Genomic DNA, 22,192 nt, shown 5'->3' with positions numbered 1-22,192 from the left:
CTTTTTGCGCCGTCGTAATACGAATTTAGTCGAAAATTGCGAATGTGCCATTCAATTTCTTGACTGGTGTTGAACCCGTGATAGCGTGGTTTTTACCAGATGGTCAAATCAAGGCCAACAATGCGAGCCAAATCGCTAGCAACAGGGGAAGAAAATGGCAGCTCCGGCGCAGAATCTCAGGATCAATGGGGACAGGCTTTGGGATAGCCTGATGGAGATGGCCAAGATCGGGCCCGGTGTGGCAGGGGGCAGCAACCGACAAACGCTGACAGATGAAGATGCCGAAGGGCGGGCATTGTTCCAGAAATGGTGCGAGGATGCCGGATGCAGCATGGGGCTGGACCAGATGGGCAACATGTTTGCGCACCGTGAAGGCACCGACCCCGACGCATTGCCCGTCTATGTCGGATCGCATCTGGATACACAGCCAACCGGCGGGAAATATGACGGTGTGCTCGGAGTGCTTGGCGGGTTGGAAATTATTCGCACGCTCAATGATTTAGGCATCAAGACCAAACACCCGATTGTGGCGACCAACTGGACCAACGAAGAAGGCACACGCTATGCGCCTGCGATGCTGTCTTCGGGTGTTTTCGCAGGGATGCACACGCAAGATTGGGCCTATGACCGGGAAGATGCCGAAGGGAAGAAATTTGGCGATGAACTGACCCGGATCGGCTGGCGTGGCGACGAAGAGGTTGGCGCGCGCAAGATGCACGCCTTTTTCGAACTGCATATCGAGCAAGGACCTATCCTGGAGGCCGAAGGCAAGGATATCGGGGTTGTCACTCATGGTCAGGGTTTGAGCTGGACGCAGATCACGGTGACTGGCAAGGACGCCCATACCGGATCTACGCCGATGCCGATGCGCAAAAATGCGGGTCTGGCGATGGCACGGATTCTGGAAAAAGTGGATGAGATCGCGTGGTCCCATGCCCCCCATGCCGTGGGGGCTGCGGGCCATATCGATGTGTATCCGAACTCGCGCAACGTGATCCCGGGCAAGGCGGTGTTCACGGTCGATTTCCGCTCACCCGAGTTGGATGTGATCACCGATATGGAGAACCGCCTGCGGGTTGCCGCCGAAGATATCGTCAACGAAATGGGCCTGCAGATCGCGTTCGAGAAAGTGGGCGGGTTTGATCCAGTGAAATTCGATGAGGGCTGTGTGTCCGCGGTGCGCGATGCCGCCGAACGGTTGGGATATTCGCATACCGATATCATTTCGGGCGCGGGTCATGATGCCTGCTGGATCAATCGTGTGGCACCGACCGCGATGGTGATGTGCCCGTGCGTAGACGGGTTGAGCCACAATGAAGCCGAGGAAATCAGCAAAGACTGGGCCGCCGCCGGGGCGGATGTTCTGTTTCATGCTGTCGTCGAGACGGCGGAGATTGTGGAGTAGGGGGAGCTGCCCCCGTCGCGGCAGGCCGCAACTCCACCGGGGTATTTTTGAACAAAAGAAGCACGTGGCGTAGACCGCAACAGGGAGTTTGAAATGAGCACTGTTATCAAGAACGGAACCGTTGTTACCGCGGATTTGTCCTATAAGGCAGATGTCATGGTTGAAGGCGGTGTGATCACCGAGATCGGGCTGGATCTGAAAGGGGATCAGGAGCTGGATGCCACTGGCTGTTATGTGATGCCGGGTGGGATTGATCCGCATACCCATCTTGAGATGCCGTTCATGGGCACCTATTCCAGCGACGATTTCGAAAGCGGAACACGCGCCGCCTTGGCGGGTGGCACCACGATGGTGGTGGATTTCGCCCTGCCCAACCCGGGGGAGAGCCTGCTGGATGCCCTGAAGCGCTGGGACAACAAGTCGACGCGTGCGAATTGTGACTATTCCTTCCACATGGCCGTCACGTGGTGGGGGGAGCAAGTGTTTGATGACATCAAGACCGTCATCGAGACGCGCGGGATCAACACGTTCAAGCATTTCATGGCCTATAAAGGCGCTTTGATGGTGAACGATGATGAGCTGTTTGCCTCGTTCAAACGTCTGGCCGAGCTGGGCGGGATTGCCATGGTGCATGCCGAGAATGGCGATGTGGTGGCCGAACTCAGCGCCAAATTGCTGGCTGAGGGCAATACCGGCCCAGAGGCGCATGCCTATTCCCGTCCGCCGCAGGTCGAAGGCGAGGCGACCAACCGCGCCATCATGATCGCCGATATGGCAGGCGTGCCTTTGTATGTCGTGCATACCTCATGTGAAGAGGCGCACGAGGCCATTCGCCGGGCCAAGATGAATGGCAAGCGGGTGTGGGGTGAGCCTTTGATCCAGCACCTGACTTTGGATGAGAGCGAGTATTTCCATCAGGATTGGGACCACGCCGCACGCCGCGTCATGAGCCCGCCGTTCCGCAACAAGCAGCATCAGGACAGCCTGTGGAACGGGCTGCATTCGGGGACGCTAAGCGTGGTGGCCACCGACCATTGTGCCTTTACGACCGATCAGAAACGCTATGGCGTGGGGGATTTCACCAAGATCCCGAACGGGACCGGCGGGTTGGAGGACCGGATGCCGATGCTGTGGACGCACGGGGTGAACACCGGACGCCTGACTCCGAATGAGTTCGTGGCGGTCACATCAACGAACATCGCCAAGATCTTGAATTGCTACCCGAAAAAAGGTGCGGTCCTGGTGGGGGCCGATGCGGACCTTGTGGTTTGGGATCCCGAAAAGACCAAAACGATCAGCGCCGATACGCAGCAATCCTCGATCGATTACAACGTGTTTGAGGGCAAGGAGGTCAAGGGCCTGCCGCGCTTTACGCTGACACGCGGGCAAGTCGCCGTGCATGACGGAGAGATCCGCACGCAGGAAGGCCACGGTAGCTTTGTTGCGCGTGAGCCAAACGGCCATGTGAACAAGGCGCTGAGTACCTGGAAAGAGCTGACGGCGCCTCGCCCTGTCGAACGGTCGGGTATTCCGGCGACAGGGGTCTAGTCGCGGTGCAATGAGTTTGGAATTCTGGTTGGATATCTCTGCGGATGTGGCGGCGATCCTGGCTGCTTTGGCTGTGATCGTGACGACCGCCTTTGTATGGCGCCAAATGCGCCTGCAGGCGCGGGGTCAGGACAAGGATGAGCGCCGGTTTCTACGAGAGTCCATCCACGTGATTCACGAAACGCTCCAGGCCACTCAGTTCCGAGAGGCACGACAGCGTTTCTTCACCGGTCCGCATATGAATGAATATGGAGACTTGGAAAGTGAGGAACGCGGACTAGCGCGTTACATTCTAAGTATTTACGGGCTTATGGCGCGGATGATCAAACATGGCGCGATTGATGAGGATATCCTGCGCGACTACTGGCGCACCGCGCTTTATCGCGATTGGGACAGGCTGGAAAACTTCGTCAGTGGCGAACGGCTGCGCGCCAAAAACGGAAACCTTTTTTCCGCGACCGAGCACATGGTGACCCGCTGGAAGACAACGGATAAAGAGATATGAACGAAGCAGGCACAGCTGTTATTCAGGCTAGCAATCTGGATCTGACATTCCAAACCAATGACGGCCCAGTCCACGCGCTCAAGGACGTGAACCTGACCGTCAACAAAGGCGATTTCGTCAGTTTCATCGGCCCATCGGGGTGTGGCAAAACCACCTTTCTGCGCTGTGTCGCGGCGCTTGAGACGCCGACCGGAGGCACGCTGACAGTCAACGGCATGAGCGCGGATGAGGCGCGGCGCAATCGGGCCTATGGCTATGTGTTTCAGGCCGCCGGGCTGTACCCCTGGCGGAGTATCGCCAAGAACATCAAACTGCCGCTTGAGATCATGGGGTATTCGGCCGCAGATCAGGAAGATCGTGTCAAGAAAGTACTTGAACTTGTTGATCTTGAAGGATTTGGTGGCAAGTTCCCCTGGCAGCTTTCAGGCGGTATGCAGCAGCGGGCCAGCATTGCGCGGGCGTTGGCTTTTGATGCCGACATCCTGCTGATGGACGAACCCTTCGGGGCGTTGGACGAGATTGTGCGCGACCATCTGAACGAGCAACTTCTGGCGCTTTGGGCGCGGACGGAAAAGACCATCGGTTTTGTCACCCACTCGATTCCCGAGGCCGTTTACCTCAGCACGAAGATTGTTGTCATGAGCCCGCGGCCGGGACGGATTACCGATGTGATCGACAGCCCGCTGCCGAAAGAGCGGCCCTTGGACATTCGCGATTCGCCCGAGTTCATCGAAGTTGCTCATCGGGTGCGTGAAGGTCTGAGGGCAGGTCACGGAGACGACATGTGATGGCAGTCAACTACATCAGACGTGCATCCATTGACGATGTTGGGGCCTGCGCGGGGGTCATCGCAACCTGGGCCGCTCAGACAGAGTGGATGGAAGATGAGGTGCCAGAGTCCAAACTGGCAGACCTGATACGTGACGCCTTTCCCAATCGCGACATTTGGATCGCTGGTGAGCCTGTGGATTGCTACATGTCGCTTGATCCCGTCGAACAGAAGGTCGGGGCGCTGTATTGCCTGCGGACAGGTCAGGGGATCGGCAAAGCCCTTTTGGACAAGGCCAAAGAGGGGCGCGATTTCCTTTGGCTGACCACACACGTGCCAAACCGGTCGGCGCAGAAGTTCTATCGCCGCGAAGGGTTTGTCGATGCGGGAACAGAGCCGCCAACCCCGCCGGACACTGTTCCCGTCATTCGGATGGAGTGGCGGGCATGAAGCAGATCATCGCCGTCCTCACCGTGATCGCCGCTATAGTCGTGCTCTGGTATGCGGCCTGTATTCCGATGAATATCAAAGGTGTTCTGACCGAACAGGAACGCGCGGGTGCCGAAGTGCAGCCGCCCTCTGCCAAGGATCGCCGCGACATGAGCGAGATTGGCCTGACCCTGCGCAACAGCTTTGCAATTCCCGCAACGTGGGCGCAAGAACGACCGCGCCTACCGGCCCCGCATCAGGTTGCCGCTGAGTTGTGGGAGACGACAGTTCAGAAAAAGATCACGTCGAAACGGTCGCTGATCTATCATTCGTGGGTGACGCTCAGCGCCACCATGCTGGGGTTCGCGATTGGCACCGGGTTGGGCATCCTGCTGGCCGTTGGCATCGTGCACAGCCGGGTCATGGATCTGTCGGTGATGCCATGGGCGATCATCAGTCAAACTATCCCGATCATTGCGCTGGCACCGATGATCATCGTGGTGCTGTATTCGGTCGGTATTCAAGGGATCATCCCCAAGGCCATCATCTCGGCTTACCTCAGCTTTTTCCCGGTCGTCGTCGGCATGGTCAAAGGGTTGCGCAGCCCGGATGCGATGCAGTTGGACCTGCTGCGGACCTATAACGCTTCCAAGGCGCAAGGGTTCTGGAAACTGCGCCTGCCGGCCTCGATGCCCTATCTCTTTACCTCGCTGAAGATCGGGATCGCGGCATCGCTGGTGGGGGCCATCGTGGGTGAGCTGCCGACCGGCGCGGTGGCGGGTCTAGGCGCGCGGTTGCTGGCGGGCAGCTACTATGGGCAGACAGTGCAAATCTGGTCTGCGTTGTTTGCCGCGGCCATTCTGGCAGCCTGTCTGGTGGGGCTGTTGGGTGTGATCGAGCGGTCGGTGCTTAAACGGATGGGGATAACGCAATGATTTTGGTTGTTTGCGCGATCCTGCTCTGGGCCTTTGGATGGTGGCTGAATGGCCGTCTTGCCAGCGGTCCGCAGGCCGATACACGGATGGTGCGCCTTCTGGCGCCTTTGATCTTTGGTGTGACAATTGTCGGCATGTGGGAACTGGTTGTGCGCGGGCTGGATGTGTCACTGGTGATCCTGCCAGCACCTTCTGTCATCATCACGCGTTTTGCCGACAGTCTGCCGGTCTTGTGGGCCGATTTCGTGCAGACAATCATCAAGGGCGCGCTGAGCGGGTATATCATCGGGTGCGGCTCGGCCTTTCTGGTGGCGATCGCTGTCGACCGTTGGGATTTCCTGCGGCTTGGTCTGCTGCCGGTGGGCAATTTCGTGGCCGCTCTGCCCATTGTCGGAACCGCACCGATTTTGGTGATGTGGTTTGGATTCGATTGGCATTCCAAAGCGGCGGTTGTTGTCGTGATGGTCTTCTTTCCGATGCTTGTGAACACGGTTTCGGGCCTGCGCGAAGCGACCACAATGCAGCGCGACCTGATGGAGACCTATGCGGCCACCTATTGGCAAAGCTTCTTGAAACTCCGTCTACCAGCGGCGATGCCGTTTATCTTCAACGGGTTGAAGATCTCGACGACATTGGCGCTGATTGGCGCTATCGTGGCCGAGTTCTTTGGCTCACCCACTTTGGGCATGGGTTTTCGGATCTCGACCAGCGTGGGCCAGCTGGCGCTGGATATGGTCTGGGCCGAAATCGTTGTGGCGGCCCTGGCCGGAACAGCGTTTTATGGGCTGGTCGCGATGATCGAAAAGGCCGTAACTTTCTGGCACCCGTCCCAGCGTGGATAAAAGGAATAACGCAACAGACCCCGGAAAAGGGGCACAACTAGAAACTAGGAGAGATGAAGATGAATAAGCTACTCAGCGGGGCGGTTGCCGCCTTTAGTTTGGCAGCCAGCGCAGCCTTGGCGGCGGATGAGGTGACGTTGCAGCTCAAATGGGTCACGCAGGCGCAGTTTGCGGGTTACTATGTGGCCAAGGACAAAGGTTTTTATGAAGAAGAGGGGCTGGACGTTACGATCCTACCCGGCGGCCCGGACATCGCGCCAACTCAGGTGATTGCTGGCGGTGGTGCGGATGTCACGGTGGAATGGATGCCCGCCGCGCTGGCCGCCCGCGAAAAGGGCCTGCCGTTGGTGAACATCGCGCAACCTTTCAAAAGCTCAGGCATGATGCTGACCTGCTGGAAGGACGCAGGCATCGCGTCGCCTGAGGACCTGAAAAACCGGACCCTTGGCGTTTGGTTCTTTGGCAATGAATTCCCGTTCATGAGCTGGATGAGCCAGCTTGGCATCGACACCGGCGGCAAAAGCGAAAACGGTGTCGAGGTTCTGAAACAGGGCTTCAATGTTGACCCGCTGTTGCAGCGTCAGGCCGATTGCATCAGCACGATGACCTACAATGAATACTGGCAGGTCATTGACGCTGGCGTCAGCCCGGACGAGCTGGTGACCTTCAAATACGAAGATCAGGGCGTCGCAACGCTTGAGGACGGTCTTTATGTTCTGGAAGAAAACCTGAGCGATGCCGCATTCACCGACAAGATGGAACGGTTCGTGCGGGCCTCGATGAAAGGTTGGAAATACGCCGAAGAACACCCGGATGAGGCCGCGGATATCGTGCTGGAAAACGATGCCACCGGTGCACAGACCGAAGAGCATCAAAAGCGCATGATGGGTGAGATCGCCAAGCTGACCGCCGGGTCGAACGGGGCCCTGGACCCTGCTGACTTTGAGCGCACCGTCGGTACATTGCTGGCCGGGGGCTCTGATCCTGTGATCACGGCGCAGCCTGAAGGCGCCTGGACACATCAGATCACGGATGCTGCGCTGAACTAACCCAGCCTGAAAATTCAAAGACAAACGCGGTCCCGGACGGGGCCGCGTTTTTTTGTTTCGGGTCACTCACATGTGTACGGATTTGGTCTGGAAATGGATAGCAATTCATTGCAAAATATGAGAAATCCATGAATTTGGAAATGAAATGCAGTCATTTGCAGTAGAATTCAACATGGCAATGCGCCTGATTCTTGGCGGCGACGCCGAGCTTTGGGCCATTGTCCTGTTGTCTTTGCGTGTGTCTGTGATGGCGGTTCTCATCTCGGCCCTTATCGCGATGCCGATTGGGGCCGCATTGGCGGTCGCACGGTTCCCCGGTCGGCGGATGCTGATTGTCCTGATCAACGCGTTGATGGGTCTGCCGCCGGTTGTTGTTGGGCTTCTGGTTTATCTGATGCTGTCACGCTCTGGCCCGCTGGGCGTGTTGGAATTGCTCTATACCCCGACGGCCATGATCATTGCGCAGGTGGTTCTGGTTACACCGATCATTGCCGCGCTGACCCGTCAAGTGGTCGAAACTCTGGCCGAGGAATATGCCGAACAACTGCGGTCGCTGGGTGTCTCGCGGTTGGCCTCGGTTCCGGTGCTGTTGTGGGATGCGCGACTGGCGCTGGTGACGGCGCTGTTGGCGGGGTTCGGGCGCGCCATCGCCGAAGTGGGCGCGGTCATAATTGTGGGCGGCAACATCAACCATGTCACACGCGTCATGACAACCACCATTGCGCTGGAGACGTCCAAGGGCAACCTGGCGCTCGCCCTGGCGCTGGGTGCGATCCTGATTGCCATTGCCGTCGCTGTGAACGCGATGGTTAGCGCGCTGACCTTGCGGGCCGAGCAGGAGGGGTTGCGACATGCGTGACTTTTCCACCTCGATCCCGGCCAAGATCGAAGTGCACGATCTGCGATTGACCGGAGAAGGCAAGACCCTGCTGGATGTAGCGCGCCTGTCATTGGATGGGGCCGGACCAACTGTGGTACTGGGCCCCAACGGTGCGGGCAAAAGCCTGTTGCTGCGGTGTCTGCACGGGCTGATTGTCCCGGATCACGGGGAGGTTCTGCACGATGGAACCCTTCAGAACGCGGAACACCGGGCCAAGCAGGCGATGGTGTTTCAACGTCCGGTGCTGCTGCGCCGCTCGGTGGCTGCCAATCTGGATTTTGTGCTGAAACGAAACGGCTTGAGCCGCGAGGCGCGCAAGACCAGGATCGCCGACTTCTTGGCCGAAGGTGGGCTGGAAGGCAAGGCACGTCAATCAGCGCGGTCCCTGTCCGGTGGTGAGGCGCAACGTCTCGCCATTCTACGCGCTTTGGCCAGTGACCCTGATACTCTGTTCATGGATGAGCCGACCAGTGCGCTGGACCCCGGTGCCACGCAGGCGATCGAGCGGATGATCCTGCGCGCCTCGGATAACGGTGTGCGCATCGTGATGGTGACGCATGACGTCGGGCAGGCGCGTCGTCTGGCGGCGGATATCGTCGTGATGCATGGCGGACGGATCAACGAACACGGAGCCGCCCGACAGATTCTGGACCAGCCGCAAGACCGCGCAACACAAAGATTTCTGGCCGGTGGGCTGGTGGCTTAATTCAAAGAAAACGGAGAGCAGATATGATCCGCGCAGCGCTTGGCGCATTGGTGGTGGCACTTGGCTTGAGCCCGGTCAAAGGGATCGCGGAAGAGCCCTTTATCATCGTTCAATCCACGACCTCGACGCAGAATTCGGGTTTGCTGGATTATATCCTGCCAGGATTCGAGGCTGAGACGGGCATCGATGTCCGCGTCGTCGCGGTTGGTACCGGTCAGGCGATCCGAAACGCCATCAATGGCGACGGGGACGTGCTTTTGGTTCATTCCAGACCTGCAGAAGAGCAATTCGTCAAAGACGGCTGGGGGGTTCAGCGGTTCGATGTGATGTACAATGATTTTGTTCTTGTGGGCCCCAAGCAGGACCCGGCCAAGGTGAAAGGCGGGCAGGATATCGTGGCCGCGTTCGAGGCCCTTGCTGCGGCGCAGGTCCCGTTTGCCTCTCGTGGAGATGACAGTGGCACGCACAAGGCCGAGATGGCGCATTGGGCAAAAACAGACGTGGATCTCAAGTCTGCCTCGGGCAGTTGGTACCGGGAAACCGGCTCGGGTATGGGCGCCACGCTGAACGTGGCCAGCGGGATGAACGCGTACACTCTGACCGATCGGGCGACGTGGTTGTCATTCGGTAACCGCGGTGATCTGGAAATCATGGTTGAAGGTGACCCGCGTCTGTTCAATCAATACGGGGTCATCCTTGTGAACCCTGAAAAGCATCCGCGCGCGCGTGCCGCAGCCGGGCAGAGGTTTATTGATTGGCTGATCGGACCGGACGGTCAGGCGGCGATTGCATCTTATGCGTTGGATGGAGAACAGTTGTTTTTTCCCAACGCGCAATAAATTGGCCTGCGGCCAATACCTTCGGTGAGAGTATTTGGGAAAAGATGAAGCGCGTCAGCCGCTAGCACCATTGTGGTGAATGGTGCCGAGGTTCGAAAGATCGTAACCGCCCAGCTCTGACGCGCGGGTTGCGAAACGGTCGCTTTGCAGAAACGTCAGCAATTCAAGCATCGGCGGGTCAAAATAGGCGCGGCGCCAGATCGCTAGGTCCAGACGCTCGGTGTGGGTGGGCACAAAGCCCAGCCCAAAGAACCCCGCCATGGCGCCCAGGCCAAACCCGGCTTCAGCCTTGCCGTCGCGCAGGGCGATGGCCAGTTCCTCTTCGGTGCGCGCACAGGTGCCCAGCGTGTCCAGATCGCTTCGCTGCAGGCCAATTGCGTCCAGTTGCGCGTCGAACAGGCGCTGGCTGGCGGCGCTGTCCTGGCGCAGAATCACCCGGCGGCCTTTGAGGTCGGCAAAGCCGGAAATCCCGGTGACGCCCGCGCCGATCAACAGCCCGCGCTGGCGCTGAGCGACCTCGTAAAGGATGACCGGCGCCTGACCCAGGGCTTCGACCAAGGTGTTTTTATTGAACCCTTCGCTTTCGTGGATATGCAGCGCAGCGGCCAGCGCGCCGCGTGTCCGCAACCTGTCCAACCCGTCAAACGAGCCGTCATAGTAGGTTGCCAGACCCGAACCGCTTTCGCGAAGCGCCCAATCCAGCAACGGATCATGACTGCCGGCCACAATCGGGGGCAGGGGCGGTTCGGCCACCTGGGGACCCGAACGAGAGGCGTTCAGCCAGGCGATGATCTCGGCTTTCGGGAACAGCAATTTGCCCATGGCGCGAACGCAGGGAACCTCGCCCGAAGAGGCGAGGTCATAAGCCTTGCGCTCGCCGATGCGCAACAGATCAGCCAGTTCACGGGTGGTCAGATATTGGGACATTTAATCGAGGCGCACGGCCGAACCGGAAGTTGCATCAGCCGCGCTGAACCCGATCTGGTTCAAAGCGAAAGGGGCCGCGACTGTAATGACGATCATTGCGGCGACTGCGGCGAGAAAAGCTTTCATCATGTCCTCCGGCTCAGTCTTCGGATGCGGTGGCGCGGCGCAGGAACGCAACCAGATCGGCCCTGTCCTGTGTCCCGGTGATCCGTTGCATCGGCATTTTGGATCCGGGAATATAGTGGTCCGGCCCTTCATCGAACAGAGCGTCAATTGTGTCTTCATTCCAAACGATATCAGAGTCTTGCAGGGTTTCCGAGTAGAAATATCCCTCAAGCGAACCGGCCTGCCGCCCGAAAATCCTGTGCAGCGTCGGCCCTGCGCGTCTTTGGCCATCGGGGGTCAGGCTGTGGCAGATTGAACATTTGCGGGCAAACTGGCGTTCACCATTGTCCATCTCTTGCGGGTCTTTCAAAAAACTGGGTTCGGCATTGGCCATTTGCTCCTGATCCGACAGCGCCGCCACCGGCCAGCTGTACATCGCCTCATCAATGCCACCTGCATGAATGTTTTCGCCATCCGGTGAAAAGGCCAGCGCCCAGACCGGTCCGCGCAGTGTGGCGCGAAAATCCTGCGCGATGCGCCAATCGACGGTATCGATCACCATGATGTATCCCTCGCCATCCCCGACGGCCAGCAGGCTGCGATCCGGGTTGAGCGCGAGGGCCAAGATAGGGCGGCGATCCAGCGTAAAATCCCGCTCTTCCCGCGTGTCCAGATCGAGGATGCGCGTAACGCCATCCACGGCCCCGTAAGCGAGCCAGTTGTCGGGGGCATTCAGAACCATTTCGTTGATGCCAAACCCGTGCTCGACCAGCCGGTCGATTTCCTGCCCGGTCGCCACATCCCAGCGTCGCAACGTTCCGTCGACACCGGCGGAATACAGATAATCTCCGTCAGGGGAAAAGGTGACCGCATTCACGCCGCTGCCGGTCGGGCCCAGGAAACGCGGCTCGGACCCGTCTTGGGGCCACAGCCCGATGGTGCCGTCCCAACTGGCGGTTGCCACATGGGATTGTGAGATCGCAATGCCGACGATCTTGCCCTTGTGCCGACCGATCACGTCACCCCCCGGCCAGCGGCGCAGGGTGAAATCATCCCCGGCGGAATAAAGCGCGCGCCCGTTGAAGGCCACGGCGTTCACGGCGGCCTCGTGACCATCGAGCCATTCCGGGCGCTGGTTCGACCACAGCCCTACCGAATTGTCAAAACTGGCGGTTGCGATCCGGCCGTCCTGCGCGGTCGCGATGCCCATGATTGGCCCGCCATGCCCTTTCAACGTGTAGAACTCGGCCCAGGCAGGCAGCGCCAGCAGGGTCAGGGCCAGAACAAGAGAGCGCATTTACTCGGCGGGCGAGGCCGCTGCCTTGCTGGCCTCTTTTTCCTGAACTTCATCCAGCCACAGCGAGTGATGCTCGCGCGCCCATTGCTCTTCGACCTCACCGGTGCTCATGGCGTCAAACGCGCCTTCCATACCAACCGATCCCAAGTAGATATGGGCGACGATGATGGCGATGAACACATAGGCCACCATGACGTGCCAGACCTGTGCGTATTGCATTTCCTCTTGTGGCGACATCTGCACTGGCAGATTCAAGCCAAGCGCTTGTGGAATGCCCGTTGCATTTGCAATCGAGAAGGTTTTGGCAAACAGCGGCATCTCGAACGGAAACAGCAGAGACAGGCCCGAAAGGCTGATGGAAAGGCCCAGCAAGATACAGGCCCAGAAGATGATCTTTTGACCCGCATTGAATTTTTTAGCGGGTGGGTGACTGCCCTTGGTGAACAGGCCGCCACCAGCGGCCAGCCATTTCAGGTCAGTGCGGTTGGGTATGTTGTGCGCGATCCAGTTTACCGTGACGATGATCAGCCCCAGCATAAAGGCCCATGCCAGGTTGTTGTGCAGCCATTTGCAGCCCTGCGCGATGGTGGCAAAGCCTTCTTTTCCGAAAAGCGGGATCAGGAAGTCGCGACCATAAAGCGTCAGCAGACCGGTTATGCCCAAAACGATGAAGGATCCGGCGAAAAGCCAGTGGCCAAACCGTTCAAACCCGTTAAAGCGGGTCACGGTGCGACCCGATTTCTCTCCGTCGATGCGGATTCTGCCGCGGATCAGGAAGAACAGCAGGATGATGCCCAGCATCCCCGCGATGATGTAGGTGCCATATTCCCGCAGCGGCCCGGTGCGGAAGGCCCACCACCACATACCGCCATCCTGTATCAGAACGCTGGCCGCGGGTCCCTGAGATGAAACGGTAACGTCTGCGGACCCATAGCGCAGTGCGCGATAGACATCACTGTCGGAGGCCACGCCGCGTGTACCGAACTGCCCGATCAGGCCTTCGACATTTCCCTGGCCGGTGTTGTCCGAGCGATAGGTGTTGTCGACGGTTTCGCCCCTTTGCCGCGCCAGGATATCTTCCAGCGTGGTGGCACCCCCGGTTTCTGATCTGTCGACGGGGGCTGGGGCGTCTGAAGCGCCAGACTGGGCGACGGCGGATTGGGCCATTGCAAAAGTCAGCAGCACTGCGAAGAGAAGACGGAACATCTGAACCTCGGTCAAAATTCCCAGGCAGATGACCCGCGCCGGGGCGGGTCATCTGGTTGTCATGCAGACAGGGTTTTACCCGTCTTTCTGGTCGTAGGCCGTGCCCCAACCCCAAGCGCCCGAGCCGAAGCCACGCGCAACGACGCGTTCGCGGTAAACCGCGGACACAACGTCGCCGTCACCAGCGAGCAGGGCCTTGGTGGAACACATCTCGGCGCAGATGGGCAGTTTGCCCTCTGCAATCCGGTTGCGACCATATTTGGCGAACTCTGCGGTCGAGTGCGTTTCTTCGGGACCACCGGCGCAGAAGGTACATTTGTCCATCTTGCCGCGTGATCCGAAGTTGCCCGCCTGTGGGTATTGCGGCGCACCAAACGGGCACGCGTAGAAGCAATAGCCGCAGCCAATGCACAGGTCCTTGGAGTGCAGGACGACGCCTTCTTCGTTCTGATAGAAGCAGTCGACCGGGCACACCGCCATGCAGGGCGCATCCGAGCAATGCATACAGGCCACCGAGATCGAGCGTTCGCCCGGGTTGCCGTCATTGATCGTCACCACCCTGCGGCGGTTGATGCCCCACGGCACCTCGTGTTCGTTCTTACACGCGGTGACGCAGGCGTTGCACTCGATGCAGCGTTCAGCGTCGCAGAGAAACTTTGCTCTAGCCATTATCGTCCTCCTTACGCTGCCCAGATTTTGCAGAGAGTACACTTGGACTCTTGCATCTGGGTCACTGAATCATAGCCATAGGTCTGGGCGGTGTTTGAACTTTCACCCAACACATAGGGATCGGCGCCTGACGGGTATTTCTCCCGCAGGTCCGCGCCCTGGAAATGGCCGCCAAAGTGGAACGGCATAAAGGCCACGCCGGCACCGACCCTGTTGGTCAGCATCGCCATCACCTTGACCTTTCCGCCCTCAGGACCTTCGACCCAGACCTGTTGCCCGTCACGGATACCAAGGTTGTTGGCATCGCGCGGGTTGATCTCGACGAACATGTCCTGCTGAAGCTCGGCCAACCACGGGTTCGACCGGGTTTCCTCGCCGCCACCTTCATATTCGACCAGACGACCAGACGTCAGGATTATCGGGTAATCCTTTGAAAAGTCGTTCTTTTGGATCGACGCATAAAGGGTAGGCAGACGATAGGCCTGACGGTCTTCGTAGGTCGGATAATCCTCGACCAGATCGCGACGCGGCGTATAGAGCGGCTCGCGATGCAGCGGGATCGGATCCGGGAAGGTCCAGACGACCGCGCGGGCCTTGGCGTTCCCGAAGGGCGCACAACCATGCTTGATCGCGACCCGCTGGATACCGCCGGAAAGGTCGGTTTTCCAGTTGGTCTCTGGTCCCGCAACAGCGTCAATCGCCGCGCGTTCCTCAGCCGTCAGATCGCCATCCCATCCAAGATCCATCAGCATCTGCATCGTGAATTCAGGGTATCCATCCTGAATCTCCGATCCAACGCTATAGACCCCTTCGGCCAACAGGTTGTCACCATCCCGTTCCACGCCGAAACGCGCACGGAAGGTCAGGCCACCTTCGGCCACCGGCTTGGACATATCATAGAGGTTCGGTGTCCCCGTATGACCCATCTCAGCCGTTCCCCAGCAGGGCCAGGGCAGACCGTAATACTCGCCGTCGTTGGGTCCACCAATGGCTTGCAGCGTGGTTCTGTCGAACGTGTGCTGGTTGGCCATGTGGCTTTTCAGACGTTCCGGCGACTGACCGGTATATCCGATGGTCCAGAGGCCCGAGTTGAATTCACGCGTGATGCTTTCAACATTCGGGGTTTCTGGATCGTCCATCTCGATATTGCGGAAGAACCGATCTGCCCAGCCAAACTTGTTGGCGAACTTGGCCATGATGACTTCATCCGGCAGGCTTTCGAACAGCGGATCGACGATCTTGTCACGCCACTGCAGCGACCGGTTCGACGCCGTGACCGAACCACGGGTTTCGAACTGCGTACAGGCGGGCAACAGATAGACGCCATCGGTGCGGTCATGCAGAACGGCCGAAACGGTGGGATACGGGTCGATCACGACCAGCATGTCCAGCTTTTCCATCGCCGTCTTCATTTCCGTCATCCGGGTCTGTGAGTTGGGCGCGTGGCCCCACAGAACCATGGCACGGACATTGTTGTCCTGATCCATGTTGGCCGGGTCTTCCAGCACACCGTCGATCCAGCGGGAAACCGGGATGCCGCGCTCGTTCTGCAGCGGTTTATCCTTGCCTTCCTTGTCTTTGATCGTGGCAAACTGACCGGCAAGCCATTCAGGCTCTTCCCCCCAGACACGGGCCCAGTGACCCCATGCGCCCTTCGACAGGCCATAGTAGCCGGGCAGGGTGTGGGACAGAACGCCAAGGTCTGTCGCGCCCTGCACGTTGTCATGGCCGCGGAAGATGTTTGTGCCGCCACCCGAGGTGCCCATGTTGCCCAGCGCAAGCTGAAGCACGCAATAGGCGCGGGTGTTGTTATTGCCGTTGGTGTGCTGCGTGCCACCCATGCACCAGACAACGGTGCCGGGGCGGTTGTTCACCATGGTCCGGGCGACGCGACGCAGCTGCGAGCCGGGCGTGCCGGTGACGCGCTCGACCTCATCCGGGTTCCACTTGGCAACCTCTTCGCGGATCTGGTCCATACCCCAGACACGGGTGCGGATGAACTCTTTGTCCTCCCAACCGTTGTCGAAGATGTGCCACAGGATACCCCAGACCAATGCGACGTCGGTGCCGGGGCGGAAACGGACATATTCATCCGCATGGGCCGCGGTGCGCGTAAAGCGCGGGTCGCACACGATCAAGGGCGCGTTGTTCTGCTCTTTCGCACGCAGGATATGCAGCAGCGAGACGGGGTGCGCCTCGGCCGGGTTACCACCGATGATAAAGATGGCCCGGCTGTTGTGCATGTCGTTGTACGAGTTGGTCATGGCGCCATAGCCCCATGTGTTCGCAACGCCCGCAACCGTGGTCGAGTGGCAGATACGGGCCTGATGGTCCACGTTGTTCGTGCCCCAGTAGGCGGCGAACTTGCGGAACAGATAGGCCTGTTCGTTATTATGCTTGGCAGACCCCAGCCAGTACACACTGTCCGGCCCGGATTCCTGACGGATGTTCATCATGCCGTCGCCGATCTCGTCGATCGCCTGTTCCCAGCTGATGCGCTTCCACTCTCCGCCTTCCTTTTTCATTGGATATTTCAGGCGGCGCTCGCCATGGGCGTGCTCGCGGACCGAGGCCCCCTTGGCGCAGTGTGCGCCTAGGTTGAACGGGCTGTCCCAGCCGGGTTCCTGCCCGACCCAGACGCCGTTCTGCACTTCGGCCACGACGGTACAACCGACCGAGCAGTGGGTACATACGGATTTGATATTTTCGACGGCCTGATTGGCCGCTGTCTGGGCGCTGGCTGGCGTCACGGTTCCACCCGTAGCGCTGATCGCGGCAAGGCCGCCGATCGTCAGGCCCGAACCACGCAGGAATGCGCGGCGATCGACGGTTTTCTCGCCGACCTGGGACAGGATACTTGTCCGCTGGGGGCGTCTCGCAACCCCGTTGGTCTTTTTCCTAAGCATTACTTTCCTCCCTTGCGCGCCGTGTCAGCCACGGCTGGCTTGGTACTTCGCAAAACCGACGTCAGGGCCAATCGCAACCGTCTGTCGGGTGGTGAAAACGTCCGGTCGGAACCGGGTGCTTTCGTGGTGCTAGAAGCGTGTGCTTTCTATATACGCGCGGGTATGCGCGGTGTCCTGCATCCGGGTTTCGTCCGTCGGCAGCTCGGCTGCTTCGGCTTTCCCGGTCAGGGTGGCGGCGGCGACGGCAGCGGGCGCTGCAGTTCCTGCCAGTTTCAGGAAGTCGCGGCGCGTTGCGCCTTCTTCCTTGGTCTTGCTCATGGGTATCTCCTTTCCCATTTGCAGTTTAACGACCCAAGAGGGACGTTGGCGAATGACAGCACGTCACGCTGTCGTCATTCGGAACGCCTCGCGCTCAATCTCCATGAACACCCGACCGGCAGTGCCGACGGATGCATAAAGAACCGAGTTCTCGGCAGCTTCCAAATCCGAATAGAAATGCGCGGCCCAGGGGCCGATATGTTTGTTCCAGAACGCCTTTTGATCATCGAGCCCGGCAGGCGCGCCAAAGCGACCCACAATCATGCCCGCCATCATCTCCATCAACGAGGCGATATTGTCTTCGGGTTCATAGACATTCTGCGCCCGCGTGATTCCGCGCGCGGCCATGTCGTTGCGCAACTGCGCCAAGGGTTTTTCGTTCAGGAACCCGGTCAGGTAGAAGCTGGCATAAGGCAGCAACTCACCCCGTCCAAGACCGATAAACAGCGCGTTGAACTCGCGCTCGGCTGCGGCGGGTTTGGTGACTTTGGCCACCCGCGCCATCGCCTGAATGGCCTGACCCAGATCGGTTTCGTCGCCCCCAAGGCCCACCATCTGGTCCAGCAGCAGCTGATCGGGCGGACCCGCAAGAAGCAGACCCAGAAAGTTGTAGAAATCCGCGCGCAGGCGATCCTCGGCCGAGATCTCCAGAGTTTGCGCATCAGGTGCGGTCATTCGGTCATCCTTCAAATTCAAATTTCATCCGGCGTGGGGCAGGGGTCAGGTCCGCCTCTTCCGGTTCTTCAACATGGGCCACATGAACAGGTTCGGGCGCCGGTTCTTCTGTTTCCACCAAGACCGGCGCGTCCTGAGCGTCTTCGACCTCAGTCACAGGGTCTTCATCCTGCGTGTCCTCGGCCTGGACAGCCAATGCTTCGACATGGGCCAGCATCCCCTTGCCAACCTGATACGCGGTCTGGAGGTTTTCGATCACGCAGGCGGCGTCGGTATAGTCTTCGCCATAATCGACCAGTCCATCGACATTCGCCAATACGGGGTTCAACCGCCAAAGGCGGCGCAGCGCGCGGCGGCGCAAACGATCCGGCACTGCCTTGGCCATAAAGCCGGAAACATCATCACCCGGTTGCAGGGCGTCCGGGTCGGGCAGGTCAAACTCGGCCAGAATCTCTGCGTCGGTCTTTTCTTCCAGTTCAGCGTGTTGATCGGCCATAGCTTGCGCTTCGATCGCGGCGCTTTCGGCCTCGGCTTCTGCCTGAACGGCGGCCCTGCGGCGCGACCAGAAATCGGCGCGATCCTTCATTGCAGCACCTTGCGCGGCGCGCGATAGACATCCGAATCCTGACGGATGCGCGCATCGCCTTTGCCATCTTCAACAAGATCGACGCGTTTCTTGTCGCGGCGGCGTTTTATGAAAACCTCATCGTGGTGATGCTTCAGCGTGAAATCCCGAACCCAGGCGATCAACCCCTCGGTCATCGGGATTTTTTCGACAATCTCTTCGCCGGTATCCGCATAGTCCTGGCCCTCATAGGGTGAGGCGGTGATCAGCGCGACATTCAGGGGCGTTTCGCCCTTCAACTCGTTGCGCAGCACGAGATACAGAGAAGGCTGGCCATCGGACAGATTGACCATATAGGCCTCGGTCTCATCGGCCCAAAGTGTCAGCGGCAATGTTGCTGCGTGATACTCCACCGCTTCGCCTTCGCGCCTCAGTTCAACCCAGTCCGCAGGGCCCGCGCCGGGCAACACGGCCACTGCGCGCCAATTCCACCGGGCCCACTTGGTGACCCCGGGTGTTTTGCGCACGATGACGCCAACCGGCATTTCAATCTGGCTTGCGGCCTTGGCCACTGGCTCCTCCCCGGAAGGTCCTGTCCGACCTCCTCCTTGGTGTACTATGGTACATAATGTGGCGTTGTGCCAAGTCTACATTGCGTGAAACATGCCTCAATTTTGCGCATTTCAGCCAAAATCAGGCGTTTCACTTCTGCCTTTCTAAATCGAATGATGAAAAATAATGCATAAATCCTTCGTGATCTGCGCGGATCGCATTGCCACGCCGGTCATAAGGTCTAATGTGACGGGCATCAGCAAGCACTCCGGGAGGGGAGATGGCCAGCAAGCTCGTCTTATGTGACTGCGCGGGGACGCAGTCTTTGAATCCAGACCAGATTTCCCAGTCCTGCGACGCGACATGTACCAAAGTGCATACCGCACTGTGTACCCGAGAGCTTGAGTCAGCCGCAGCACTGCTGCAGGCGGGTGATCAGGTTCTCATCGCGTGCGGTCAGGAGACGCAGGTTTTTTCCGAACTCGCGGAAGAGCTGGGCGTTGATCAGCCGGGCTTTGTTGATCTGCGGGATCGGGCGGGATGGTCGGATGAAGGGGAATCAGCTGGCGCCAAGATCGCCGCACTCGCCGCTGAGGCGATGTTGCCCTTGCCTGTGACGCCCAGTGTTGACGTCCTCAGCGAAGGCACGTGCTGTATCATCGGCGCGGGGGAAGTGGCCTTTGATCTGGCGTCGCGTTTGTCAGGTGTACTGGCCGTGACCGTTCTGGTAACGGATGAGGCCGATCCGGTGGATCGTGCTTTTGACGTTGTGCGGGCCCGGGTGAAATCTCTGACCGGGGCGCTGGGTGGCTTTTCGCTGCGTCTGGATCAGGTGCAACAGCAGGAACCCGGTGGCCGCGGTTCGTTTGCCTGGACCGACCCGCGCAATGGCGCGCAGTCGCGTTGTGATATCGTTATCGACCTGACCGGAGGCACCCCGTTTGTACCAGCTCCACAAAAGCGAGAAGGTTACTTGCGTGCTGATCCGCGGGATGTAATCGCGGTTGAGCGGCTGGCTTTCGAGGCGGTGCAACTGGTGGGCACATTCGAAAAGCCGCTTTATGTGCGGCTGGATGAGACGTTGTGCGCGCATTCGCGGGCCGAACAGGTGGGATGTACCAACTGTCTGGACATTTGCCCAACCGGAGCCATCACACCAGCCGGCGATCATGTGGCCATCGATCCGATGATCTGCGCGGGCTGCGGCGCCTGTGCGGCCCTGTGTCCGTCAACTGCGATCACGTATGAGGACCCGCCGGTCTCTGCCCTTCTGTCGCGCCTGCATATTCTGGCGCGGACCTATCGGCGAGCGGGTGGAACCGCGCCCCGGCTTTTGGTGCATGACGCACATGGGGCGCAGATGATCCGCTTGTCGGCCCGGTTCGGGCAGGGCCTGCCAGCGGATGTCATTCCGCTGGAACTCGACGTGATCTCGGGCTTTGGTCATGCGGAAATGCTGGCCGCATTGGCGCATGGGTTTGCGCGTGTCGATATCCTCTTGGCCCCGACAACCGAACGCGATGCGCTGAACCGAGAGCTGCAATTGGCGCAAGCCATCGCGCCAGGGGAACAAGTTGGCCTGATTGATGAGGCTGATCCGGATGCCTTGTCCGCTGCGCTTTATGCGCAGGATGTGACGGCTCCGCTTTCTAATCCGGTTTTACCGCTGGGCAATCGTCGCCAGATCGCAAGGCTCGCGGCGCAGGCGCTGAACCCCGGGGCCGAAACGCCGTTACCGTTGCCCGAAAACGCCCCCTATGGAGCTATCGCGGTGAATACGGATGCGTGCACGCTGTGCCTCAGCTGCGTGTCCCTGTGCCCGTCCGGCGCATTGATCGACAACCCGGACAAGCCGCAGCTGAATTTTCAGCAGGATGCCTGTCTGCAATGCGGCATGTGCCGAACGATCTGCCCCGAAGACGCGATCACGCTGGTGCCGGAGCTGGATCTGAGCGATGCCGCGCTGTCTCAGCGTGTGTTGAACGAGGAAGAGCCGTTTGAATGCGTCGAATGCGGTGCCGCGTTTGGGGTGAAGTCGACGATTGAGCGGATCATGGAGAAACTGTCAGGCACACATCCGATGTTTGCCACGTCCGAGCAGGCGCGCATGATCCAGATGTGCGACAATTGCCGCGTGAATGCGCAGTTCCACAGCACCGACAACCCGTTCCAATCCGCGCCAAGACCACGCGTCGTTACGACCGAGGACTACTTTTCCAAGCGCAAGGATCACTGAAGTTGCAGCGGTGCGCCCAGATCGGCGGCTTTCATCGCCGTCACAAAGGCAAGAATGGCCTCAAGATCGTCCAGTGTCATTTCAACCGGGTGAATGGGCGAGGGGCGGTCAATCGCAAAAGGCGGAGTGATGTCTTCGATCTGCGTGAACGCGGGATGCGGGTTGAGCGCAAAGAAGGACTGAAACCGCTCGGACCAGTCCGGCATGGCGCGCAGCACCGCAAAGGACGGGGTCGAGCCCAAACCGTTCATCCGGTTCTGCGGCCCGATGACATGGCAGCGCCCGCACAGGGCCATCGACAGTTCTGCGCCTTTTTCGGTATCTCCGTCGACGGTGACATCTTCATCGGTCGCGGCAACTTCAAAACTGGCGCTGAATGGCGCGCCACTGTCCGGCGCAAAGCTTTCAACCGTTCGCTTTCCGATATCCGACAACAGCCAGTCCTGAAACCGGGTTTGGCGGGTATCATCGTCGATGCGCAGGTGATAGATCACGTCGCCGCGCGCGAAGACCGGCTTGCCCGGCGACGCGGTGGCCAATTCCATAATCCCGTTTTCATCCGCGACAACGCGTATCCCGGTCTTGAGAGAAAAGCGCGGAAGAATATGTTGCAAGAGACCCGAGTTCGAAACCTCATCCGGGGCCGCAAGGCCCAACGACTCTTGCGACCAAGAGGGGGTAGCGGTGAGCGTCAGGCTCAGGCACAAGAGGACAAAGCGCATGGCTCAACCTAACGGTCTGGTCCGGAATGCGTCAAATAAACTGTAAGAGACGGAGACACATGCAATGAGCGGCGACTGTAATTTGTCGACACGCAGCGCCCGAAGGA

23 protein-coding genes are annotated in these 22,192 nt (G+C 59.4%); 12 read left to right on the top strand and 11 right to left on the bottom strand.

What is annotated here, in order from left to right; translation table 11 throughout:
• Positions 1-154: 154 nt before the first annotated feature.
• From ACR0AG_RS17095 to ACR0AG_RS17045, 11 genes are all read left to right on the top strand, one after another.
• Positions 155-1,405, top strand: coding sequence for a Zn-dependent hydrolase (locus tag ACR0AG_RS17095; protein WP_480841102.1), 1,251 nt, complete (start codon positions 155-157; stop codon positions 1,403-1,405).
• Positions 1,406-1,498: 93 nt separating this feature from the next.
• Positions 1,499-2,953: a dihydropyrimidinase gene (gene hydA, locus ACR0AG_RS17090; protein ID WP_480841100.1), complete on the top strand. Its 1,455-nt coding sequence runs from the start codon at positions 1,499-1,501 to the stop codon at positions 2,951-2,953.
• A gap of 10 nt (positions 2,954-2,963) precedes the next feature.
• Positions 2,964-3,458 carry a DUF4760 domain-containing protein gene (locus ACR0AG_RS17085; RefSeq protein ID WP_480841098.1) on the top strand — a complete coding sequence of 165 codons (495 nt, stop codon included), beginning with the start codon at positions 2,964-2,966 and terminating at the stop codon, positions 3,456-3,458.
• Positions 3,455-4,246 carry an ABC transporter ATP-binding protein gene (locus ACR0AG_RS17080; RefSeq protein ID WP_480841096.1) on the top strand — a complete coding sequence of 264 codons (792 nt, stop codon included), beginning with the start codon at positions 3,455-3,457 and terminating at the stop codon, positions 4,244-4,246. Before ACR0AG_RS17085 ends, ACR0AG_RS17080 begins: the two co-directional genes overlap by 4 nt.
• Entirely contained in the window at positions 4,246-4,677 is a 432-nt protein-coding gene (locus ACR0AG_RS17075; protein WP_480841094.1) for a GNAT family N-acetyltransferase, read from the top strand. The genes ACR0AG_RS17080 and ACR0AG_RS17075 overlap by 1 nt, the downstream gene beginning before the upstream one ends.
• Positions 4,674-5,591, top strand: a complete 918-nt coding sequence (locus ACR0AG_RS17070) for an ABC transporter permease subunit (protein ID WP_480841092.1) — start codon at positions 4,674-4,676, stop codon at positions 5,589-5,591. Before ACR0AG_RS17075 ends, ACR0AG_RS17070 begins: the two co-directional genes overlap by 4 nt.
• Positions 5,588-6,433: an ABC transporter permease gene (locus ACR0AG_RS17065; RefSeq protein WP_480841090.1), complete on the top strand. Its 846-nt coding sequence runs from the start codon at positions 5,588-5,590 to the stop codon at positions 6,431-6,433. Before ACR0AG_RS17070 ends, ACR0AG_RS17065 begins: the two co-directional genes overlap by 4 nt.
• 59 nt (positions 6,434-6,492) lie before the next feature.
• The gene (locus tag ACR0AG_RS17060; RefSeq protein ID WP_480841088.1) at positions 6,493-7,482 is read left to right on the top strand and encodes an ABC transporter substrate-binding protein; all 990 of its coding nucleotides are present in this window, start codon (positions 6,493-6,495) and stop codon (positions 7,480-7,482) included.
• A 145-nt stretch (positions 7,483-7,627) separates the two neighbouring features.
• Positions 7,628-8,341, top strand: coding sequence for an ABC transporter permease (locus ACR0AG_RS17055; protein WP_480841086.1), 714 nt, complete (start codon positions 7,628-7,630; stop codon positions 8,339-8,341).
• Positions 8,334-9,068, top strand: coding sequence for an ATP-binding cassette domain-containing protein (locus ACR0AG_RS17050; RefSeq protein ID WP_480841084.1), 735 nt, complete (start codon positions 8,334-8,336; stop codon positions 9,066-9,068). Before ACR0AG_RS17055 ends, ACR0AG_RS17050 begins: the two co-directional genes overlap by 8 nt.
• 23 nt (positions 9,069-9,091) lie before the next feature.
• Complete coding sequence (locus tag ACR0AG_RS17045) at positions 9,092-9,907, top strand: ABC transporter substrate-binding protein (RefSeq protein WP_480841082.1); 816 nt, start codon at positions 9,092-9,094, stop codon at positions 9,905-9,907.
• Positions 9,908-9,961: 54 nt separating this feature from the next.
• Here ACR0AG_RS17045 and ACR0AG_RS17040 read toward each other — a convergent pair whose 3' ends face one another.
• The 10 genes from ACR0AG_RS17040 to ACR0AG_RS16995 all read right to left on the bottom strand — a co-directional run bounded on the left by ACR0AG_RS17040 (position 9,962) and on the right by ACR0AG_RS16995 (position 19,147).
• Positions 9,962-10,834, bottom strand: a complete 873-nt coding sequence (locus tag ACR0AG_RS17040) for a substrate-binding domain-containing protein (protein ID WP_480841080.1) — start codon at positions 10,832-10,834, stop codon at positions 9,962-9,964.
• The gene (locus ACR0AG_RS17035) at positions 10,835-10,960 is read right to left on the bottom strand and encodes a hypothetical protein (RefSeq protein ID WP_480841078.1); all 126 of its coding nucleotides are present in this window, start codon (positions 10,958-10,960) and stop codon (positions 10,835-10,837) included.
• A gap of 13 nt (positions 10,961-10,973) precedes the next feature.
• Positions 10,974-12,236, bottom strand: a complete 1,263-nt coding sequence (locus ACR0AG_RS17030; protein WP_480841076.1) for a c-type cytochrome — start codon at positions 12,234-12,236, stop codon at positions 10,974-10,976.
• Entirely contained in the window at positions 12,237-13,442 is a 1,206-nt protein-coding gene (locus ACR0AG_RS17025; protein WP_480841074.1) for a formate dehydrogenase subunit gamma, read from the bottom strand.
• Positions 13,443-13,517: 75 nt separating this feature from the next.
• Positions 13,518-14,111 (bottom strand): formate dehydrogenase FDH3 subunit beta, encoded by a 594-nt coding sequence (fdh3B, locus tag ACR0AG_RS17020; RefSeq protein WP_010439472.1) that lies wholly within the window; start codon positions 14,109-14,111, stop codon positions 13,518-13,520.
• Positions 14,112-14,122: 11 nt separating this feature from the next.
• Positions 14,123-17,017 (bottom strand): formate dehydrogenase subunit alpha, encoded by a 2,895-nt coding sequence (locus ACR0AG_RS17015; RefSeq protein WP_480841072.1) that lies wholly within the window; start codon positions 17,015-17,017, stop codon positions 14,123-14,125.
• Positions 17,018-17,146: 129 nt separating this feature from the next.
• Positions 17,147-17,335, bottom strand: coding sequence for a ubiquinol-cytochrome c reductase iron-sulfur subunit N-terminal domain-containing protein (locus ACR0AG_RS17010; RefSeq protein ID WP_170792315.1), 189 nt, complete (start codon positions 17,333-17,335; stop codon positions 17,147-17,149).
• A gap of 63 nt (positions 17,336-17,398) precedes the next feature.
• The gene (locus ACR0AG_RS17005) at positions 17,399-18,010 is read right to left on the bottom strand and encodes a TorD/DmsD family molecular chaperone (protein WP_480841070.1); all 612 of its coding nucleotides are present in this window, start codon (positions 18,008-18,010) and stop codon (positions 17,399-17,401) included.
• 4 nt (positions 18,011-18,014) lie between these two features.
• Positions 18,015-18,596 carry a DUF3306 domain-containing protein gene (locus ACR0AG_RS17000; RefSeq protein WP_480841068.1) on the bottom strand — a complete coding sequence of 194 codons (582 nt, stop codon included), beginning with the start codon at positions 18,594-18,596 and terminating at the stop codon, positions 18,015-18,017.
• Positions 18,593-19,147, bottom strand: a complete 555-nt coding sequence (locus tag ACR0AG_RS16995; protein WP_480841066.1) for a DUF3305 domain-containing protein — start codon at positions 19,145-19,147, stop codon at positions 18,593-18,595. The genes ACR0AG_RS17000 and ACR0AG_RS16995 overlap by 4 nt, the downstream gene beginning before the upstream one ends.
• A gap of 260 nt (positions 19,148-19,407) precedes the next feature.
• Here ACR0AG_RS16995 and ACR0AG_RS16990 point away from each other — a divergent pair, with 260 nt between their 5' ends.
• Positions 19,408-21,363, top strand: coding sequence for a 4Fe-4S binding protein (locus tag ACR0AG_RS16990; protein ID WP_480841064.1), 1,956 nt, complete (start codon positions 19,408-19,410; stop codon positions 21,361-21,363).
• On the opposite strand, the gene ACR0AG_RS16985 is transcribed toward ACR0AG_RS16990, so the two are convergent.
• Positions 21,357-22,085: a c-type cytochrome gene (locus ACR0AG_RS16985; protein WP_480841061.1), complete on the bottom strand. Its 729-nt coding sequence runs from the start codon at positions 22,083-22,085 to the stop codon at positions 21,357-21,359. The two genes, ACR0AG_RS16990 and ACR0AG_RS16985, sit on opposite strands and share 7 nt — an antisense overlap.
• Positions 22,086-22,192: the final 107 nt, after the last annotated feature.

Source organism: Ruegeria sp. H6, assembly GCF_056532975.1.
This window is presented reverse-complemented; position numbering and strand designations above follow the sequence as displayed.